This is a genomic window from Gammaproteobacteria bacterium, assembly GCA_015709615.1.
GTDB lineage: Bacteria > Pseudomonadota > Gammaproteobacteria > Burkholderiales > Nitrosomonadaceae > Nitrosomonas.
In genome coordinates this window covers 2471722-2490445 of the sequence record CP054179.1, presented here as the reverse complement: position 1 = coordinate 2490445, position 18724 = coordinate 2471722, and the positions used below count along the sequence as shown (strand labels likewise).

At 50.6% G+C, this 18724-nt stretch carries 13 protein-coding genes; 3 read left to right on the top strand and 10 right to left on the bottom strand.

The window, feature by feature from the left end; genetic code table 11:
* The first annotated feature begins 55 nt into the window (after nucleotides 1-55).
* Complete coding sequence (locus HRU77_11840; GenBank protein QOJ21315.1) at nucleotides 56-658, top strand: hemolysin expression modulating protein; 603 nt, start codon at nucleotides 56-58, stop codon at nucleotides 656-658.
* Nucleotides 659-861: 203 nt separating this feature from the next.
* Here the strand turns inward: HRU77_11840 and HRU77_11835 are convergent, their stop codons facing one another.
* From HRU77_11835 to HRU77_11815, 5 genes are all read right to left on the bottom strand, one after another.
* A complete protein-coding gene (locus HRU77_11835) occupies nucleotides 862-2286 on the bottom strand; it encodes a hypothetical protein (GenBank protein QOJ22161.1) in 1425 nt (474 codons plus the stop codon).
* 196 nt (nucleotides 2287-2482) lie between these two features.
* Complete coding sequence (locus HRU77_11830; GenBank protein QOJ21314.1) at nucleotides 2483-3556, bottom strand: multicopper oxidase domain-containing protein; 1074 nt, start codon at nucleotides 3554-3556, stop codon at nucleotides 2483-2485.
* Nucleotides 3557-3800: 244 nt separating this feature from the next.
* Nucleotides 3801-6053, bottom strand: a complete 2253-nt coding sequence (locus HRU77_11825) for a hypothetical protein (GenBank protein QOJ21313.1) — start codon at nucleotides 6051-6053, stop codon at nucleotides 3801-3803.
* Between the two features lie 89 nt (nucleotides 6054-6142).
* The gene (locus HRU77_11820) at nucleotides 6143-8539 is read right to left on the bottom strand and encodes a TonB-dependent siderophore receptor (GenBank protein QOJ21312.1); all 2397 of its coding nucleotides are present in this window, start codon (nucleotides 8537-8539) and stop codon (nucleotides 6143-6145) included.
* Nucleotides 8540-8735: 196 nt separating this feature from the next.
* Nucleotides 8736-8960: a (2Fe-2S)-binding protein gene (locus HRU77_11815; GenBank protein QOJ21311.1), complete on the bottom strand. Its 225-nt coding sequence runs from the start codon at nucleotides 8958-8960 to the stop codon at nucleotides 8736-8738.
* A 304-nt stretch (nucleotides 8961-9264) separates the two neighbouring features.
* Here HRU77_11815 and HRU77_11810 point away from each other — a divergent pair, with 304 nt between their 5' ends.
* Nucleotides 9265-10644 carry an L-serine ammonia-lyase gene (locus tag HRU77_11810; GenBank protein ID QOJ21310.1) on the top strand — a complete coding sequence of 460 codons (1380 nt, stop codon included), beginning with the start codon at nucleotides 9265-9267 and terminating at the stop codon, nucleotides 10642-10644.
* 21 nt (nucleotides 10645-10665) lie between these two features.
* Here HRU77_11810 and HRU77_11805 read toward each other — a convergent pair whose 3' ends face one another.
* Entirely contained in the window at nucleotides 10666-12021 is a 1356-nt protein-coding gene (locus tag HRU77_11805) for a DUF3422 domain-containing protein (protein ID QOJ21309.1), read from the bottom strand.
* A 647-nt stretch (nucleotides 12022-12668) separates the two neighbouring features.
* Between HRU77_11805 and HRU77_11800 the strand changes: the two genes are divergently transcribed.
* Nucleotides 12669-13091, top strand: coding sequence for a hypothetical protein (locus tag HRU77_11800; protein QOJ21308.1), 423 nt, complete (start codon nucleotides 12669-12671; stop codon nucleotides 13089-13091).
* Between the two features lie 118 nt (nucleotides 13092-13209).
* Here the strand turns inward: HRU77_11800 and HRU77_11795 are convergent, their stop codons facing one another.
* The 4 genes from HRU77_11795 to HRU77_11780 all read right to left on the bottom strand — a co-directional run bounded on the left by HRU77_11795 (nucleotide 13210) and on the right by HRU77_11780 (nucleotide 18630).
* Nucleotides 13210-13686: a hotdog fold thioesterase gene (locus HRU77_11795; protein QOJ21307.1), complete on the bottom strand. Its 477-nt coding sequence runs from the start codon at nucleotides 13684-13686 to the stop codon at nucleotides 13210-13212.
* Between the two features lie 122 nt (nucleotides 13687-13808).
* Nucleotides 13809-15233, bottom strand: a complete 1425-nt coding sequence (locus HRU77_11790; protein QOJ21306.1) for an HDOD domain-containing protein — start codon at nucleotides 15231-15233, stop codon at nucleotides 13809-13811.
* A 329-nt stretch (nucleotides 15234-15562) separates the two neighbouring features.
* Entirely contained in the window at nucleotides 15563-16993 is a 1431-nt protein-coding gene (locus tag HRU77_11785; protein ID QOJ21305.1) for an HDOD domain-containing protein, read from the bottom strand.
* On the bottom strand, nucleotides 16990-18630 hold the full coding sequence (locus HRU77_11780) for a GGDEF domain-containing protein (protein QOJ21304.1): 1641 nt from the start codon (nucleotides 18628-18630) through the stop codon (nucleotides 16990-16992). Before HRU77_11780 ends, HRU77_11785 begins: the two co-directional genes overlap by 4 nt.
* Between the last annotated feature and the right edge of the window lie 94 nt (nucleotides 18631-18724).

The window sequence follows — 18724 nt, the reverse complement described above, 5'->3', positions numbered from 1 at the left end:
CTCAGTATCCGCATTTCATCAATGTAAATGCAATTATCAGTTAGGAGGCAACATTATGGCAGTAACTTCTTCACCTCGCCCGAATCTGGGATCGGGATCTATCAAGTTTATCGACGGCCTTCCTTTTGAAGGACTTGGGTCAGCCGGATTCACCGACAATGATTTACTGTACATAGGCGACGACCTGGACAATGTCATCACGGGCGGCACGGGTCATGACGAGTTTGAAGGCCAAGGCGGCAACGATACGCTGAAAGGCGGAAATGGCAATGACACCATAAAAGGCGGCGACGGCAACGACATTCTCGATGGACAAACGGGAACCGATAAACTGTTCGGCGACGCCGGTAACGATATTCTGCTCGTGGGCGACGGCCACGATCGGTTAAACGGCGGTAGCGGCAACGATACGTTTGGATTCTACGGTGCCGGGTACTTTCAGATTGCCGATTTCACCCCTGGTGAAGATCGTATGTTCTTTGACTCCAGCACCCTCGGCATTCATTCATTCCCGGAATTGGTGTCCTACATCACGCATGTCACCGATAACGGTAATAGCGGATTTACCGTCGAGTTTGTCGGCGGCGCAGCAACTATCGAAGTAGTCGGCGTCAACATTAACTCGATCACCGCCGACATGATTGTTTTCAATCTGTAAGTTTTCTCAGAATATTCAGTAGCTAACCAACAAATTAAATTTTTTACTTCCAGCTTCTGCTGGAAGTAAAAAATCATATCAAACCTGAGCATACTGCCAGAGCTTTCCTTAATCAATGCCAGCTTTGCATAGCTGTGCATGTCTGTCTCAAAAAAAGCCCTCGCACCGCAAAATCAGTGCGAGGCAACTATTACAGCAGGAAGTTATAGCGAAGCCAGAAAAGCGACCAGATCAGCTCTCTCACTCTCAGTTAATCCGATCTTAAAGCGCGTGTTATAAAAATCAATCACTGCTGTCAGATCTTTCGCCGAGCCATCATGAAAATACGGCGGTCGCGATGCAACAGCTCGCAATACCGGTCCTTTGAAACGGCCGATATCTTTCCATTTTCCAGTAATCAAAGCGCGACCGGGATCTGTAGTTTTCAAAGTTGCACCGGTTACTTTGTGCCGCAGTGTATATAAAGGCATATCAGGCGTGCGGCGGGAAGCGTCGGAAATCCCGATATCCAGCGGCATGGGTGTTGAGTGATTACCCGAATTCGGCGTGTTATGGCATGTCGTACAAGTGCCTGGTAATACGCTAACGCTCAAATCATCATTAATCCCTTTGACGCCACTGATCTGAATGCGCTTGGTATTAAACAAAACCTGGCCGCGCGCAATGGCTGCACGTGCCCGTTCACGGCTATCCCGCGATCTACTGGAATAGCGGCTCCAGGTATTGTAAAGCGACATCACATTAGATGTAAAAGGCTCGCTAGTGCGATAATCGCCCACCAGCGTATCGTTAATACCGAAATAATATTCTTGAGCGATTAACTTGCTTGGGCCACCCAGGGCACCATCACTGGTAAGACTGCCAGCAACCCTGTCTTCCACCTGCGCGGTAAACAATCCCATTTCAAACGCGACGATTTCATTCCGCTCGGCCTGCGTTAAATCCGCCAAAGCTTCCGCGTGGCCCAATGTGGCATGATTCGCTTGCGTTGATAAATCGAACGATACGGGGGAAAAGCAAGTTGTGGTTCCATAAATGCAATCGCTGGAGCTTGGATCCAGTGTTGTTTCACGTCCTTCCCACATTACCGCGCTAATGAATTTTAGATTGGTGGTAGGCATAGGACGACGGAACAGCGATAACTCTGTTTCACTTGCAAAGCCATAGGGATCATCCGCCATGACCAACTCAAATTCCGCATCGGCAGGAATACCGATACCCACGCGTATGTTTGCTTTATTCAGCAACATGCTATAAGCACTGCGGCGTTTCTCAACGGTTGACACATCGGCAAGTGGAGAATTGGCACCGTCAACCAAGCGGAAAACCGGGTCCTTGCCCCCTGTTTTCTCGAAACGTTCCTTGACGCCTCTAGGGGTAATTACCCACCCTTCCGTGGGAACATGACATGTGGCACATGTCCGATCATTTGTTCCAAATTTCTTGAAAAATGCATTGTTTAAATCAATGAAACCCGCCGTACTGTATGTTTTATCCTTCCCATGGAGGTTAGTTCCACTGATACTCTTTGGCATTATTGAACTGCTTTCCCCTCCCCTATCACCGTCTGCAAAGACGGGGGACATCAGCATCATTAGTGAAGCCATTACTGGCATCAAATTACCCATACTTTTACTTAACATCTTTTTCCTTTTATTAATATATACAGAGAATAAGGCTCATCACTGCAATAAAGAACAGAGCGACAGTGTAAGCAGCCATAGCGGGAGAATGAATATCGCACTCCCCAAAACAGCAAAATTAGATTCTTTCAGTGCTTCCCCAGCTTAATCAGGATTTCTAACAAACCCTCACAACCTAATATTATTTAATGATATAAGTCGTCATCATGCCGGCGTTGATATGGTCGTTGACATGACAGTGGTACATCCACTCCCCCGCAACATCGGGACGCATATCAAGTGTTTTAGTGGCCGCCGGCAATACCTCCGTCACATCCAAACGATTACCATTGTGTAACAGTGTAGCGCCATGCCAATGCGGTGAATGTAAATCCACTTCTGTTCCCATGCCCAGGATATACCAGCGCACGCGTTCTCCTCTACGCATCTGGTAACCGCGATTATTGCCGTAAACCAACCCATTAATGCCATGCATGAGATTGCTTTCTTCGAATTCTTCATTACCAGGATCGCAGAGGCCGCTGCATGCCGGCAAATTGGTTTGCAAATGTAAGCTCGCATTTTCATCGAAAACAGCAAACAGCGATATGAATTCCCGGTCGATGTCGACCGGTGTCCGATCCGATTTTTCAAATCCTCTTTTGGTAATAATGATGGCGCCGATCAAGCCGGCATTGGTATCGGCCACTTCATCGGCATGGCTGTGATAGATCCAGGCGATCGACGATGGATCGTTCGGGCCCGGTCCGGCACGTTCGGGCACATCCCACGAATAGGTAAATTCCCCACCTGGTGCAACTACACCACCCGATTGGTGCTCGTTACCCACAGCATGTGAATGCGGCGCACCTTCATTCGCCATGGTATAACGCACCCCGTGCGGGTGAATACTGGCGGGGTAGCGGGTGTTATTTTTAAAGTGAACAACGATCCGGTCACCGACAGCGGCACGGATCACTGGCCCTAGAATACCCAGATGCTGCTCTTCGGCGCCGCGCTGTTTCAGTGTGCGGAATCCTTGGGTGTATTCGCGGTAAATCGATTTCAAATAGCGGCGGCCGATCCCTTGTTCGACAAAAACCCGCTGTTCCGCGGTAAATTCTTTGCCGCTCATGACATTGAGCGGAAAAGAAGGCGCATAATCCCATTGCACTTCATCCGCCGCAATCCAATACTCCCGGGCAGCGCACACCGGACTGGCAATCACTGCCAGCCAGACGATAACGGCAGCCATAGAACCAAATTTTTTCTGCATGACAACAACTTCCTCCTGTGATCCATCTCTTACCGGAAACAATCGTTACTTCCGGCACTAGCAACGATCGCTGATATTCCCGCGATCTCACTTGTTATAAAAATGGCTGGCTATAGACAGGGGGTGTCGTGGCTGGCTACGAATGGCTCCGCGAGCGCGGAGCCAGGCTTGAATACCGCAGCAAGTCTTCCGCTGCGGTTTCCCCTCGCAGAAGGGCTAAGACTGCGAGAGGGAGAGTCTGCTTCTACAGCAACTTACTCTCGTATTCCGCCAGGATCGCGGTTATTGTTGACCGCAAGGCAACGGCTCGCGCAGTATTTGCGGTATTGATCGCGTCTTTCAGGTCGCGGATTGCGTTTTCCAGATTTGCGCGCTTCACTGCATTCAAACGCTGACCGAGATCGGATGAGAAAACACCGCTATACAACGACAGTCTTTCCAAAGCCAACACCGCTTGGTTCTTATCGCCTACGAAATTGGACTCGATTTGCCGGATGCTTCTTCTGGCCTGCCCCAGTATGCCTCGGCTGATTTCACTGACGATTCTGTCGGCGGCGACATTGGACAAATCACCGGTGAGTTGAGCCTTGATCTGATTGCTTCCCGGCAGATTATCCTGGGCGATGAAACCTTCCACGATGCGGTAAAAATATTCACCTTCGATTTGTTTTTCCTTGGCCTCGTCGATATCGGCGGTTCTATTCTCGATAATACCTTGAACTTCCCGCAGCACGCCGATCAGGAAACTCCGCACCAACGGAATGACGATATTTTCACGCGCCAGTGCCAATGTTTGTGCGTCTCCCGCATCGGTTTTGTCGAACGCCCGTTTACCTTGAATAAAGGCGGCGGTTATCTGATAGTCGAGATCCGCATCGCTGCCCGACACAATCGATTGTTTATCGGAAGAGAGAATCTTGTCTTCTTTATTCGCCGTTTTGGCAATCGCCGAGTAAGCGGTATACGCTCTGTCCCATTCAAGCGCGAGCGCATCGGTCGACAAATTGCCGAACTGTTCCAAAGCCAGCGTGACCCGGTTGTAAACAACCAGCGCAAACATTTTCTGCAGCGACTTATCGATCACTTGTAATGCCAAGGGAATTTGAGTGCCGGATTTAACCTGCGCAATGGCTGCCGTGACATCTTGATCAATCGTCAAACCATAAATCTGATCGACCAGTTTCGTGAGTTGTTGCAAATCGCCGGTGTATTCTGCGGCGATCGCGTCTGCATCGATAGTCGTCTGGTTACGCAGACTGTCGATCGCCAGGTAATCGGCGCGCGCATTCTCGACAATGGCGGTATGTTGCACCACTTCATATTTGGCGCGATTCAGCGCGTTTTCATACTTTGTCAGGATAGCCGATATGGCATTGCGCGCTTGCTCGGATTTTGGCGCATCCACTGCATTACTCGCAGTGAGCAAATTCTCCAGCTCACTTTCTAGGCTGCCGCGGTCGGCAGCGCCCAATCGTAACTCGAGGTCGGGCAACAGAACTCTAGCGAAATATTTAGCCCCTGCCGCTTCGGCCATCGCATGGGCGCGGTCATTCTCTTTAATTGCATTGGCTTGGCCGTTCATTTCGGCAACCACCCGGCCGATAAAGCCTTTTCCTAATTCGCTGACAATCTCATCGGCAACAATTGCCGATGCATCGCCCGTCAATTGCGCTTTGATTCTCAAACTGCCGGCAGGATTTCCCCGGGCCACCAGCGATTCGATCACGCGATAAAAAACCTCCCCTTCTTTCTGTTCAATACTCGTTTCTTCCGGATCGGTATTTCTATGTTCGATGGCGCCGCTGACTTCGCGTAACACGGCAATGTAATAAGCCCGTGCGAGCGACATCCGGATCGCGTAACGTGCCACTTGCACGGTTATGAAATCTTCGTCCGGATTGCTTTTGTTCAAAGCCGTCCTGACTCTGGAAAAATGATCGTTAATTTCAACATCCAGTCCTGGATTGCTGCCTGCTTCTATCGTCTGTCTGTCGGTAGTTAGCACTTGATTTTCCCTGGCCACCGTTGCGGAAATCGCTTGAAAGGCCGCGACCGACTCATCCAGCATCGCGGTCAAAGCGGTTGTCGACTCGGTTTTAAACTGATCCCGGATAGCGGCAATGCGATTCCAAATCGCTTGATAAAAAACACGCTGCAACGTCTTGTCGAGAACTTGGGCAGCGAGCGCCGGCGCGTAGTCATTTCTGATATCGTTAATCGCAGCCAGAACATCGTTATCCAAGCTCAGTGAATTGGCGTTATCGATCTCTTGCGTCAAAGTCTGCAATGCACCACTATACGCAACCGCTATCGCACCGCCGTCAATCGGCAATTGCCGCCGCAGCGTACCGATCGTTTTATAGGCCGTGACCGCTGATTCAATGGCTGCAACGTTGGCCGCAGCCACTGCATGATTCATCCACACCACAAAAATACACACCCCCGCAATCATTGAACAAACCCGTGAATTGCTGAGTCCTCCATTCCTAAACATCATCAAAACTCCTTTATTAATTAATAAACACTAATGCTAATAATAATGATAATAATTATTATTAACCATCTCAAGCAAATTTTTATAATTACTTAAAAACCTGCGATCAACGACGCCCGGACCGCGATCGGTGAACCGGGGGTAATGTTGAAATCGTTCTGCGCCGAGGCGAAGTATTTGGTATTGAATACGTTTTCAATGTTCAGTTGTCCGCGGAATCGTTTTGAAAACTGTGCAAACAGCGCAGCGTCGACACGCGTAAAGTCGGGTAAAACAACCTGGTTGGTCAACGAAGAATACATACTGCCGCGGTGGATCACGCCCAACGCCGCGCCGATGCTCGGCGTAAAATCGTACCGGCTCCACATGGAGAACGTATGACGCGGCAGTTCCGCGACCGATGCGCCTTTCTTTGCCACGCCCAAAATATCGCTGGTGATTTCTCCGGTTTGGTAGGCGTACCCTCCCATCACATTCCAGTTTGCCGTAATCTTTCCTGCAAGACTGACTTCAACACCTTCGGTGCGCTGACCTTTGGTCAGAAAAGTCCGCCCCCCCACGATCGAATTAATCACGTTGGTACGATCCAGTTGATACACAGCAGCTGTAAAAGCCAGATCGGGCCGTATATCCCATTTAACCCCGGTCTCCAGGGTGGTGAATTTTTCCGGTCTTAGCGTTTCGACCGTGACGTTCAAAGCAGTCAACTGGTCGCCGGCGCGCGGAACATACGCCTGACTGTAGCTTGCGTAAATCGAAACCGGTGTAATCGGCTTATAGATCAAGCCAAACCGGGGAGCAATCAAATCATCGCGCGTTTTTAGATGATCCCGCGCGCCGTTCTTCTGCTGGAAATCCACCTCGAACAAATCGTAGCGCACACCGGCAATCGCTTGCAGTTGCGGGATAATCTCGATCTGATCTTGGATATAGAGCGAAGTCACATTGACGACGCTGCGATTCAGTGCGTCGATATCTCCCCCGCTATCCCTAGTTCTGAAAGTAATGGGAACATGGGTGATCGGGTTGCTCAAAGGAACAAGCCAGTTGGTCGTCGCCAAATTATTATTGAACAAACCGGTCTCGCGTCTGTTATGGGTTTCCTGGCGGCCCACTTCAATCCCGGCCATCAAGGTGTGCGCAATCGGTCCGGTATTCAAGGTATACAGCAAATTGGTTTGATTAAAAACATTCTCGCGCGTTGTCGTATTATTATAAGCCCCCAATGAGACTAGGCCGGTCACGCCGTTCAATCCGCCGTTGGCAAACACATTCTGATAAAGCTTATCGTAGGTCGCATAATTCGTGCGGTTCTGCAGCGTAATGCCGCTATCGAATTTATGCTCGATCAAGGAATTAAAAGCCAGCACATCGACATTCGCATGACTGCGCCGGGGATCGCCAAAAAATTGCGAACGGCTGACATCGACAGGTTGCCCCCGGAACGAAGTAATACCCCGGTCCGCGGTACGATGATCGTTAAAGCGCTCCATGCTGGCTACTATTTTGGTTCGTTGCGTCGGTTTGATCGTGACTGTCGGCGATATGCCCAGCCGCATCAAGTTAACATCGTCACGGAAACTGTCGGAATCCTCGAACAGTGCATTCAGACGGACTGCCGCTATGTCATTGATCACGTAACCGACGTCCGCGGTCATTCTTTTCTGGTTGAATGACCCGCCTTGAAAAGTAAACTCCTGTACCGGATTCCAATTGGCTTGCTTGCTGACACGGTTGACCACGCCGCCCGAGCCGCCACGGCCAAAAATCATGCCGTTGGCGCCCTTGAGCACTTCGATGCGTTCCATGTTATATAAATCACGATAATATTCCACGTCATCACGAATGCCGTCGGTAAAAAAATCGCCAGTGGAGCGGTTACCGCGAAACACCAATGCATCGCGGTTGCCCTCGCCTTGTGAAATACCGACGCCGGGCACATAACGTACCGCGTCGCCGATGCTTCGCACCGACTGATCCTTGATCAACTCATTGGTTATTACCGTAATGGATTGCGGCACATCGCGCAGCAAGGTATTGGTTTTGGTCGCCGTGCTGCTGCTCGCCGCCGCATAGCGATTAGTATTTTCTGCCGTGACTTGGATCGTCGGCAGCGTGGTGACCGCCGGTTCAGGTGAGGCCGAAGGTGTCGCGACGATGGCAAAACCATCTTCCCGCTGCGTAACTTGCAAACCGGAGCCGGTCAGCAACTGATCCAGTCCGGTCTTGATGTCAAAATCGCCTTCCAGGCCGTAGGTTATTTTCCCTTGTAGTAATGCGGGATCGATGGCAAGTTTTATTCCCGCCTGTTGTGAAAACTGAATAAGGGCATCGTGCAGATAACCAGCGGGAATGTTGTAGGTGCGCGCGGCCGTTGAAGCATTTACTGATTGTGCAGCCCCGGGCTTAGGTAGAAAAACCGCCGCTAGAGACAAACTGCAGAATATTGCGTAAAAACAGATGGATCTAGCAAAACCACGAATAGTCATATCATCAATGAGTGCAAAATTATTTTTGCAACGCTTACCAAATCCGAAGGTAAGTAATTATTTTTATTTTTTAAATGCGAAAAACAACCATCATTCGGCGCTCAAGATGCTTAACGCCGGTCAAACAGTTTGTTAATTCCAATCCGCGGCGAGATCTCAACGCTCTTGACGCGCTCAAACCACCAAGGCGCTTGCCTCAGATTGCCGTTTCGCACATACAAGCCGATTGAGAAACAAAATTTTGCACCTGGGATTTCTGCAGCAATGTTTGATCCAGCACCTCTTTTGCATGGCACGCGCACAGACCGCATTGCTCCGTAACGCCCAAACTGGCCTTCAAATCCCTCATCCGGCCCGCACCTTGGTGAACCGCTTCACGCAGCGCACTCTCGGTTACCCCTTTGCAGATACATACGTACATTTTGAATACCTTGCGATCTCTATTTCAAAAATTATTATCTTAAAAATAATGATCTAAGAATCATTAGTAATGAGAATGATTCTTAATTATACCAATTTCTTGATGAAATGCAAGACCCCTCACACGCTAACAATGACCGAATGCAAATTGCCCGGCAAGCAATTCCACCTTGGCTTTCAGCAAAAATTTGTTGAGTCGGTGCAAGACATATAGCATACTAATCACGCACTCATTTTCAGCGCATTTATTCCACGGAACATCACCCGGAAACTCTCTAAAATTTCGAATTTTCACAGGCAATTTAATGTTTATCAGTGTTCTTGATCTTTTCAAAATCGGTATCGGCCCATCCAGTTCACACACCATGGGTCCCATGGTTGCAGCCAAGGATTTTCGCGGCCGCATTCAGGCTTTTGTCACCAATCATGCACTCCCGCCATTCCTGCAGGTGCGCTGCACATTGCGCGGATCGCTGGCGTTTACCGGCAAGGGGCACGCCACCGACCGCGCGGTGACTCTAGGCATGAACGAATACACCCCGCAGGGTCTGGCCAAACTGAATGTCAACGAACTGTTTCAGAAGCTTTGGCAACAACAAACCTTGCAGATCAACGAATCGGTCACCGTTCATTTCAATCCCGCCGAAGACATCATTTTCGATCGTGGCGATCCATTGCCGGAGCATCCCAACGGCATGATTTTTCAGTTGCTCGACGGAACCGGCAAAACATTGCTGACGGAAACTTACTTCTCGATCGGTGGCGGATTCATTTCCACATTGCAGGAAATCGGCCAGATCGTTGCGCCGATCAAAATGGAAGCGACCAGTTCCTGCGGATTCCCATTCGATTGCGCCAACCAAATGATGAAAATGTCCGCTGACAGCGGATTATCGGTGGCTGCGATGAAACGCAGCAACGAGCTCGAACGCATGAGTGAAACCGCATTGAACGACGGCCTGGACGCTATCTGGGACGCCATGCGCACCTGTCTGGAAAAAGGTCTGGTGGCGGAGGGCCGGTTACCCGGCGGGCTCAATATTAAACGCCGCGCGCATGCGCTGTTTCTGCAATTACAGAGCAATCCGCAAAAAGCCAACTTGAACGACTGGCTGTGCGCTTACGCAATGGCGGTCAACGAGGAAAACGCCGCCGGTCACATGGTGGTCACCGCACCGACCAACGGTGCTGCGGGCGTCATTCCGGCGGTGATTTATTACGCGGTCAAGCACGAAGGGGCAACGCCGCAACAAGTACGCGATTTCCTGCTGGTGGCGGGTGCAATCGGCGGACTGATCAAGCACAACAGCTCGATTTCCGGTGCTGAAGTGGGTTGCCAGGGCGAAGTTGGATCCGCCTCCGCGATGGCGGCAGCCGGTTTGTGCGCGATCAAGGGCGGCACCACGCCGCAAATCGAAAACGCGGCGGAGATCGCGCTCGAACATCATCTGGGCATGACTTGCGACCCGGTCGGCAGTCTGGTGCAGGTGCCGTGCATCGAACGCAACGGTTTCGGCGCCATCAAGGCTTACACCGCAGCATCACTGGCAATTCGTGGCGACGGCCAGCACTTCATGTCGCTCGATAACTGTATCGCGGCGATGAAACAAACCGGATTGGAAATGTCGGTGAAATATAAGGAAACATCGCTCGGCGGATTGGCGGTCAGTATTACCGAGTGTTAGCATCAGGCAAATTCGCGCCGGTCACTTTTCCCGGTGCAATTTGCCGATCACCGAACGCACGCCGCGCACGACGAAATACACCGCGATCACGACAAAAGGAATCGCGATACCGGTCAACAGTTCGACGTTGATATCCTGCCCAGCGGCTTTCAGCGCTTTCAGCCCGTAACCGACAATGCCCAGCAGATAGTAGCTCAACACCACCACGGACAAACCTTCCACCGTTTCCTGCATGCGCAGTTGCACGTGTGCGCGGCTGTCCATGGATTTCAGCAAGTCGCGAATCTGTCCTTCCATCGACAAGTCGACGCGGGTGCGCAGCAATGCCGACGCCCGCCCCAAACGGGTCGACAGCGTTTCCAGCTTGGTGTGCACCAGTTCGCACGTGCCCATCGCCGACGATAGCCGCTGAATCATGAATTCCTGCAGCATCTGCAACCCTTCGATACGTTCCTCGCGCAATTCGGTGATGCGCAACTTGACGATATCGTAATAAGCCCTGGATGCATTGAAACGATGGCTGGTCAGCGCCGACAAGCGCTCAGTTTCCGCCGCCAGTTGCGTCAATTCATTGAGCAAGCGTTGTTCGTCTTCGATGCAGGTCAGTTGCACATGGTTTGCGGTCAGCTCGGCCAAGCGCTGATCGGCGCGCGCCAGTTGCGGAATGATCTTACGGGTGGTCGGCAGCGGCAGCATCGCCAGCATGCGGTAGGTTTCGATTTCCAGCAAACGCTGCACCAGCCGCCCGACTTGGCGGCTGCGCAAATTGTCGTCGTGGATCAGAATACGGCCGAAATTATCGGCGTGAATTTGATTATCGCTCCAAACACTGGCCGCCCCGCCCGCCACCTTGGAACCGATCACCGTGCCGGAAGCGAATAAGTTCACCAGCTCGTGCAAGCTGCGTTTGGGGCGCGCCCGGTCTTCCAGCGCGATATGCGTCGCCACCAGCAATTCGCCCGGCAAACGCGCCAGCCAATCCTGCGGCACGTAGGTGACCGGTGGATAGGCGAATGGGGTTTCAAACGGCTTGGCGCGATAAACGGTATACGTCGAATATTCGGTATGCCGCTCCCAGCGCAACCGAAACTCGCCGCAATCGGCGCTAAAATCGCTTTCGTGTGCATTCGGCGGCGTGATGCCGTAACGCGCGCATAATTCACCCACCAGCCGCCGTTCCTGATCGACATAATCACGCTCCGACAATAAAACCAGGTGCGACAACTCGAACGGCGGCGCCAGCAACTCGTATGCCACCGCGTTTAATTCCGCATGCAGGTCCTGCCGCTCCGCGTAATCCGGAATGCTTAGTAATTTTTCCTTGGCCAGCGCGCCCGGCTCAGCCGCAACGGCAGTCAATGTAGTGGGAGAATCCATAAATATAGCCCGCAAAATATCATCAGGGGGTTAGCATACCGAATTTTCAGGATCGGCAAGATGAAACTTTTCTCACAGCCGTTGAGAAGGGGGTTTAAAAAAGCAGAAACCGGGCGTTGATGAGCAAAAAAATCAACGCTCGAAAGAACGTTGATTAATTAACATTCAGGAAGATACGAAGGCAGTCTAGCACGGCAAATGTGAAGGATTTGTGAGAACGAAAGGGGTGCTAAGGAAGCGCTGATTAATTTGACAAACGTGATGAAAGGCGAGGCATACGGAACGCCACAACCGAGACATATCAATTAGATCGGCGATGGAGTGAGTACCGCGCAACAAAGCGATTCGCTCGTGCAGTCAATTAATCAGCGCCTCCTTAAACGATTGCCTGCACAAGCGATCTGCTGTATTACCCGGCGCCGGGAAATTCGCCTCCCCGAATGATAGACCTCATCTGTCTTTGTTCCATCCACCTCGAATTCAGGCATTTCATCTTGCTCGACGGATCATTCAGCGCCCCTTGAACTTAACCTCTCCGCTGTCAGTACAATTTTCGTGGCGATCTGTGTATCATAAGCCCGAATATTCCGGTCTCCTTAGGACTTCCGGTTTTTATCACCGATAAACCAAATCAATAAGGAAAAACGATGGGCGCTATTTTCTTTTATATTTTTGTGTACTTCATTGGATACTACGCGTTGAATGTCCTGAACATGCTGACGGTGCGGCCGTTGATCACCAATCGCTACATGGCGGCATTGATCCCGGTTTACGGCGTTGCATTCGGGCATGCCTACATGGTCGTTACCAGACCGCTGCCGGCGGGTGCTGACATCACGGTGGAGTACGCGCTGCTGGTTTTCATCACGTTGCCGGTTGTGGTGGTGACCATGGGCGCAGCTTATTTCATGTGGAACAGTAAAGGCAAGGATGATCATACTGATAGCGGCAGAGAACCTGCCCGTGTTGCTTCTACTGAGACGGCTGCTCCCGATAGCATTGCGCAAAAAACGGAAACTCCGGCTACTGCGGACACGAGCAAAAACAAAGACACCAGTAACCAGTCATAACATTTAAGCCTATCCTCTCGGATTCCGCAGTTATCTTCCTCATTAAAAACCCCCTCATGCTGCAAGCCTGAGGGGGTTTTTATCTAACAACACAGCCGGAATCAGGTTGAATAGTGCTCTACTCGCCTCTGCCGACGATTACATGTTCCTTCTGCGCGCTGAGCGTGCCTTGATCAATGATCGCCAATGTTAAACGCGAAATCGCCACACGTTTGCCGGTCGCTTCCTCGACAATGTCCGTCTGCCAAACTTGGGTGCGGCGGCCGGTGTGCAATGGCGTGCAAATGCCGATGACATGACCTTGGGTCACTGCACGGATATGATTGATATTCAACTCCAGCCCGACTGCGCGGTATTTTTCCGGGTCGATGGTCATCCAGCCGGATACGCTGCCGAGCGTTTCCGACAGCACACAGCTGGCGCCGCCGTGCAAGATGCCGAACGGTTGCGTGGTGCGCTTGTCGACCGGCATGCGCCCTTTGAGAAAATCCGGCCCGAGTTCGGTGAATTGAATGCCGATATGCTCGCCCATGTTGGCGTTGCGCAATCCTTCCAGATACTCGACCGTGTAGTCTTTGAACCAAATAGCACTCATGAAACGTTTCCTTCCTCTGTATTTGTTTTGGCAAGTACGGGATTATAGTGCAAGGAAGATGACTGGCGCACTTCTGTGACGAGCCACGGCGCTAATGCGGTGATTTCCGCCGGCTGACCGACTTACTTCATCAAGGCTTTCATCAAATAATCTCTGAGCATGACGAGTGAAGAAAATTCCCGCGGCTTGATCACGCGCGTCTGCCCGGCTCGCCAATCGGCATATATTATGCCGATGGTGCTGTTATTGAAGACCAGTGGCAGCAAAATGAAAGCATTGGCATCCGGCAGCGTTTTTCTGAACCAAATGGGTATCGTGGTTTCCCTGCTCAAGGTCACATCCTGGATAAACACATCGGCTTTCTGCGTCAGCGACAAGTGAAATACATCGGCCGTGTATTGTCTGGAGAAGTAAAGATCCGCCATTTTTTCCGGATTGAGATTGCCGAAGTACAGTCCGGCCTTAAATTCTTCGCCATCGCGGAAAAAAACAATCACCCGGTTAAACCGCATGCTGTCATGGATCGTTTCCAGCGCAATATTGAGCGCGCTTTTAAAATCGATTCCCCGGCCTAGCGCAATACTCAGTTCCAGCAGGCCGACTGCAATTCGCTTGCGGGGTTTGTCCCACACGTCATCCGCTTTTTCCACATCGAAATGAGCGGCGGATTTACCGGTTTTATTCTGGATCGATTCGATCGATCGCCAGATCACCTCATGCGGGATCAGGAGCGCTTCGCTATGGTGTGAAATGAAATTTTTCAGACTTTGCGGACTGATATTTTTCACTAACAGCGCCGCCATTCTTCTCGAGAAACCGGCCATCATTTTCACCCAGCCGGCGGAACCCAATCCATTGATATGACTGAGCGGCGACGGATCGGTTACGGTGCCGGATATTTTCTCCGGCAACTGCCAATTCCTGGCGATGTCGTTTGAAATTTCATCGATGGTCATACCGATAATCTCCAGTGCGGCACTATTTTCACGCCCATGATCGCCGCCGGAAAGTTGCTGGATTCTTGACCATTCCTCGGGAAAATAAAAAACCAGAATCAAACGCCCGAGATGGTGCAATTGCGTGCAAACAACCGCCTCTTCTCCATTAGCGACATTCGATTTCGATACGATACTTTTGGCAATATCGCTCGCTAAAATTGCTTTTTCCAGCTCGGCGCACACCGCGCTCGATTCTGTTTTTGCCGCCGCTGGCGTATCGATGGTGCGCACATTGAGCGCAATGCTGGTAATCGTATCCAGTCCGAGCACTGCGACAGCATGGGAAATCGTGGTAATTTCCCGGTCGGCTTCGACGTAAAGGCCAGAATTAGCCAGTTTGATGATTTTCTGGGTTAGCGTGAAATCGCTTAAGATGGCATTGGCGATACCGGCGATATTCCTTTCCTCGTCGTGTATGAATTGCCTGAGGTTCTGAATCGATTTGGATAATGCAGGGAAATCACCCTTTTCATTGATTCTTCTTTCGAGTAGTGTAAAAAAATTAGCCTTGCTGAGCTCAAATGTTGAAGTTGAGGTTAATGTTGTCATGCTTTGTGAAGTCCGTCAGAGATTCAGAATCTTCCGGTTTATCAAGCCCGTATTTTGCAGCCCCCCACGAATAATTCCTACAACCCCCACTGTAGAATTTATCGAGTGATGCTTTCTTATCAAAATACTTGAAACCAGCGTGTGTATTAAATTAATCGATGTTGTGTTAACGAAAAATAATCGATTAACTTGAGCCGGAAAGTGATGAACTTAAATTTTCATTATCAGAAAATACTGACAAAATGCGGACTTGCTTTTTGACCGGCATTGATTTCCGGTACGACTTTTTATGTGGCCAAAATAGGCGAGGGAGGAATCAAATCGATCCGTTATTTTCTTTTAATCAAGGCTCTCATCAAGTAATCCCGCAGCATACCCATCGATGAGAGTTCGCTCGGTTCGATCTGACTGGTTGCTCCCGCACACCAATCAGCGTAGATCAAACCGATAGCCTTGCCGTTAAAAACCAGCGGCAGCAGAATAAAAGCGTCGACATCCGGTAAAGCCGCCCTTAGCCATGCCGGTATACTCGCAGACGATTGTGTAGCAGCGACATCCTGAATAAATACGTCCGCTTTATTGGCGAGCGACAAATGAAACACATCGGTTGCATAAGTTTCAGGAAAAACCAGGCCGGGTAACACCTCCGGCGCTCCGCTGCCAAACCCGACTTTGGCCTTGAACATACCGGCGTCACGAAAAAAAGTAATCACGCGATTAAAGCCCATGCTGGCGTACAATGATTCAAGAATCATGCTCAATGCAATATTGAAGTCGATTCCCTGCGCCAGCGCCATTCTGAGTTCACGCACACTGACCGCCAGACGCTCGCGCGAATCATAGGGCTTGCCGATAGACTTCCCGCTTTCCGAATTACCGGAAAACTCGCGCGTCGTCTGCCGCGCCAAATCAATCGACTCAATAAGATCCTCAGCGGAAATCAACAACGATTCGCTATAACGTGAAACATACTGTTGCAAATCATCGTCGTTGCTTTGACGAGCCAATAACAAGACGACTCCGCTGGCAAAATTAGCCATCACCTTAAGCCAGTCGGACGACCCCGGTATGCTGATTTCCGCGAAGGTGGCCGAACTGGCCATGCAATGGGCTATTTTCTTGGGCAAATGCCAACTCTTGGCGATTTCCTGAGAAATTTCATCGATCGTTGCACCGATAACTTGCTGCGCTGCATCGTTTTCATTCAGCACATCGTTTTGCGCAATTTTCTGAATTTGCAACCATTCAACAGGAAAATAAAATACCAGCATGAGACGGCCCAGATGGTGCAGCAAGGCGCCAACGACCGCTTCTTCGCCGTTGATCATATTTAATTTTGTCACCACATTGCGCACGATATTTCCGGCCAATACCGCTTTTGCCAATTCCCTGCGCGCCTCCTCCGAAGCCGGCGCAGAAGCGGAAAGCGTATCGATGAAACGGATGCTGAGGGTGATATGGGCGATGGTGTCTATTCCCAGTACGACGGCAGCTTGGGTGATAGTGGTAATCTCCCCGCCGATTCCGGAATACATGACCGAGTTGGCCAAACGGATCACTTTCTGCGTCAGGGTAAAATCATTCAGAATGACACGCGTGATATCCGCGATATTTTTATTCTCATCGTGCATCAATTCATCCAGGTGCTGAACAGACGCCGAGAAAGCCGGAAAACTGCCTTTCTCGCTCATGCGTTTGGCCAGCACGGCGCAAAACTGTTCTTTACTGTTCTCATCAAGCATCGGAGCGGATACCGTCATGCCATATACTTCTCTTTAAATACTTCCGAGTGCACCGGTCGGCCCGTCAGGTATCCTTGCACCAGGTTGCATCCTTCCTGTTTCAAGAAACCTAATTGCGCGTCATTTTCCACGCCTTCGGCAACCACCAGCAAATTCAATCCTTCCGCCAAACTCAGAATCGTGCCCACGATCGCCATGTCTTCCGCACTGTTCACCACATCATCCACAAAAGACTTATCAATCTTCAGCACGGACAGCGGAAATCGTTTCAAATAAGCCAGCGATGAATAGCCGGTGCCGAAATCATCGATGGCGATTTTTACTCCCGCGGCATGCAGTTGCGTCAAAATCGCCCCGGAACGCTGCGGATTTTCCATTAGCACACCCTCGGTGATTTCCAGCATCAGGTTTCCCGGTAATAAGCCGGATTCGTCTAACGCCTTATGGATCATATCCAGAAAATCCTCTTGCACGAATTGCCGCGGGGATACATTCACGGAGATATAAAAATCCTTAAGTCCGGCGTTTTGCCATTGTTTTGCCTGATAGCACGCGCTGCGTAAAGCCCAGGTGCCGAGAATTTTTATCAAACCGCTATTTTCCGCCAAGGGGATAAACTTCATCGGCGAAACGAAACCCCGGCTTGGATTTTGCCAGCGCATCAACGCTTCGGCCCCCTTCAATTGACCGGTTTGCGTACAAAAAATCGGCTGATAGTGCAGCATGAATTCACCGTTTTCGATACCTTCGTACATGGCCGATTCCAGCGACAAATCGCTGCGCTCGGTATCGTCGACCTGATCGCTATAAATCTTGCAATGGTTCTTCCCTTGCGCTTTCGCCCGGTACATCGCCATTTCGGCATTTCGGTACAAGGACGGAGCACTCTCACCATGCTCCGGATAGATGGCAACACCCAGACTGGCACTGATATGCAAAGTATGTTCGCCAATGCGGAAAGACCGCTGCACGGCGGTTAAAATTTTCCGGGCGATCGGATCAACATTTTCCCGCCCCACACTCTGCATAATCATGGAAAACTCGTCATCACTGATGCGCGCCACCGTATCGCTGCGGCGCACACAATTTTGCAACCGCTCCGCCACCATTTTGATCAACTCATTGCCGACATCGTGCCCCAGCAAGTCGTTAATTTTCCGGTAACCGTCCAGACTCAAAACGATCAATGACAAAGAGTACTTTTCCCGCTGCGCTGTCTGAATATTCATCGCAATACGATCGTCGAGCAAGACTTTACCCGGTAACCCGGTCAAAGCATCATGCGTGGAGAGGTAAACCAAACGGTTCTCGTTATCCTTCCAGTGCGTGGCATCGAATGCCACGACCAGATATTTATCCTGCGGCAGCGAATACAGGTAGCAATCAACCCATACCGGCAATACGCGCTGGCGCAGAAGGCGGCAAATAAAAGCTTGTTTCGCGCCGCCTTGCCTCGCTTTTTCGCAGGCTTCAGCAAACAGCGCCCTATCTTCGGGTTGAATGAACAATCCAATCGGTTGCTGCGGCAACTCTCCTGGCAATTGCAAAAACACTTGCGAAGGTTTGGACGCTTGCTCAATGATGCCCTGCGCATTTATGCAGACAGCAAAATCGCTGATACAGGAAAGCAAATCGAAAGAAGCATACGAATTCACTATAAAACAACCCCCACTGGCGACCATCCGGTTAAATACAATAGTTTCTTAACAATCACATGTCAGCCGCAGACAGCATGAACTGAATGCATAA

What these genes read in the sequence shown, in the direction of transcription:
- HRU77_11840 (QOJ21315.1), top strand. Translation starts at nt 56, where the DNA reads ATGGCAGTAACTTCTTCACCTCGCCCGAATCTGGGATCGGGATCTATC.
- HRU77_11835 (QOJ22161.1), bottom strand. Translation starts at nt 2,286, where the DNA reads ATGGGTAATTTGATGCCAGTAATGGCTTCACTAATGATGCTGATGTCC.
- HRU77_11830 (QOJ21314.1), bottom strand. Translation starts at nt 3,556, where the DNA reads ATGCAGAAAAAATTTGGTTCTATGGCTGCCGTTATCGTCTGGCTGGCA.
- HRU77_11825 (QOJ21313.1), bottom strand. Translation starts at nt 6,053, where the DNA reads ATGATGTTTAGGAATGGAGGACTCAGCAATTCACGGGTTTGTTCAATG.
- HRU77_11820 (QOJ21312.1), bottom strand. Translation starts at nt 8,539, where the DNA reads ATGACTATTCGTGGTTTTGCTAGATCCATCTGTTTTTACGCAATATTC.
- HRU77_11815 (QOJ21311.1), bottom strand. Translation starts at nt 8,960, where the DNA reads ATGTACGTATGTATCTGCAAAGGGGTAACCGAGAGTGCGCTGCGTGAA.
- HRU77_11810 (QOJ21310.1), top strand. Translation starts at nt 9,265, where the DNA reads ATGTTTATCAGTGTTCTTGATCTTTTCAAAATCGGTATCGGCCCATCC.
- HRU77_11805 (QOJ21309.1), bottom strand. Translation starts at nt 12,021, where the DNA reads ATGGATTCTCCCACTACATTGACTGCCGTTGCGGCTGAGCCGGGCGCG.
- HRU77_11800 (QOJ21308.1), top strand. Translation starts at nt 12,669, where the DNA reads ATGGGCGCTATTTTCTTTTATATTTTTGTGTACTTCATTGGATACTAC.
- HRU77_11795 (QOJ21307.1), bottom strand. Translation starts at nt 13,686, where the DNA reads ATGAGTGCTATTTGGTTCAAAGACTACACGGTCGAGTATCTGGAAGGA.
- HRU77_11790 (QOJ21306.1), bottom strand. Translation starts at nt 15,233, where the DNA reads ATGACAACATTAACCTCAACTTCAACATTTGAGCTCAGCAAGGCTAAT.
- HRU77_11785 (QOJ21305.1), bottom strand. Translation starts at nt 16,993, where the DNA reads ATGACGGTATCCGCTCCGATGCTTGATGAGAACAGTAAAGAACAGTTT.